Source organism: Robertkochia solimangrovi (assembly GCF_007279655.1).
Taxonomy (GTDB): Bacteria; Bacteroidota; Bacteroidia; order Flavobacteriales; family Flavobacteriaceae; genus Robertkochia; species Robertkochia solimangrovi.
The window spans coordinates 1-1,555 of the sequence record NZ_QKWN01000020.1; the positions used below are offsets into that span (position 1 = coordinate 1).

The 1,555-nt window shown below is 55.0% G+C and carries 1 protein-coding gene; it reads left to right on the forward strand.

What is annotated here, in order from left to right:
• Positions 1-1,555 (forward strand): collagen-like domain-containing protein (locus DMZ48_RS18445; protein WP_199288028.1); only part of this gene is annotated, 1,555 nt, incomplete at both ends.

A 1,555-nucleotide genomic window follows, 5' to 3' on the forward strand; every position in this document is an offset into this window, starting at 1 on the left:
CAGGTCCACAGGGTGTTCAAGGTGAAACTGGAGCACAAGGTCCTCAAGGAGAAGTAGGTCCACAGGGTGTTCAGGGAGAAACCGGAGCCCAAGGTCCTCAGGGAGAAACTGGTGCCACTGGTGTTCAAGGAGAAAAAGGAGATAGAGGTGACCAAGGTGAAGTAGGTCCACAGGGTGTTCAGGGTGAAACTGGAGCTCAAGGACCACAAGGAATTCAAGGAGAAAAAGGTGACCAGGGAGATCAAGGTCCGACTGGTGCAACCGGAGCGCAGGGTCCACAAGGAATTCAAGGAGAAAAAGGAGATAAAGGAGACCAAGGTGAAGCAGGTCCACAAGGTGTTCAGGGTGAAACCGGAGCACAAGGTCCTCAAGGTGAAGCAGGTCCACAGGGTGTTCAGGGTGAAACCGGAGCCCAAGGTCCTCAAGGCGAAGTAGGTCCGCAAGGTGTTCAGGGTGAAACTGGAGCACAAGGTATTCAAGGAGAGCAAGGAATTCAAGGAGAAAAAGGAGATAAAGGAGACCAAGGCGAAGTTGGTCCACAGGGTATTCAGGGTGAAACCGGTGCACAGGGTCCTCAAGGAGAAGCAGGTCCGCAAGGTGTTCAGGGTGAAACTGGAGCACAAGGTCCGCAAGGCGAAGTTGGTCCGCAGGGTGTTCAGGGAGAAACCGGGGCACAAGGTCCTCAAGGTGAAGTAGGTCCACAGGGTGTTCAGGGAGAAGCCGGAGCCCAAGGTCCTCAGGGAGAAACAGGTCCACAGGGTGTTCAGGGTGAAACCGGAGCGCAGGGGCCTCAAGGAGAAGCAGGTCCACAAGGAATTCAAGGAGAAAAAGGAGATAAAGGTGACCAAGGAGAAGTTGGTCCACAGGGTATTCAGGGAGAAACCGGAGCCCAAGGTCCTCAAGGCGAAGCAGGTCCTCAGGGAGAAACTGGTGCCACTGGTGCTCAAGGAGAAGTTGGTCCACAGGGTGTTCAGGGAGAAACCGGAGCCCAAGGTCCTCAGGGAGAAACTGGTGCCACTGGTGCTCAAGGAGAAAAAGGAGATAAAGGTGACCAAGGAGAAGTTGGTCCACAGGGTCCTCAGGGAGAAACAGGTCCACAGGGTGTTCAGGGTGAAACTGGAGCTCAAGGTCCTCAAGGTGAAGCAGGTCCACAGGGTGTTCAGGGAGAAACCGGAGCCCAAGGTCCTCAGGGTGAAACTGGAGCACAGGGTCCTCAGGGAGAAACTGGTGCCACTGGTGCTCAAGGAGAAAAAGGAGATAAAGGTGACCAAGGTGAAGTAGGTCCACAGGGTGTTCAGGGTGAAACCGGTGCACAGGGTCCTCAAGGCGAAGCAGGTCCACAAGGTGTTCAGGGTGAAACCGGAGCCCAAGGTCCTCAAGGAGAAGTTGGTCCACAGGGTGTTCAGGGAGAAACCGGAGCCCAAGGTCCTCAGGGTGAAACTGGTGCCACTGGTGCTCAAGGAGAAAAAGGAGATAAAGGTGACCAAGGCGAAGTTGGTCCACAGGGTCCTCAGGGAGAAACAGGTCCACAGGGTGTTCAGGGTGAAACTGGAGC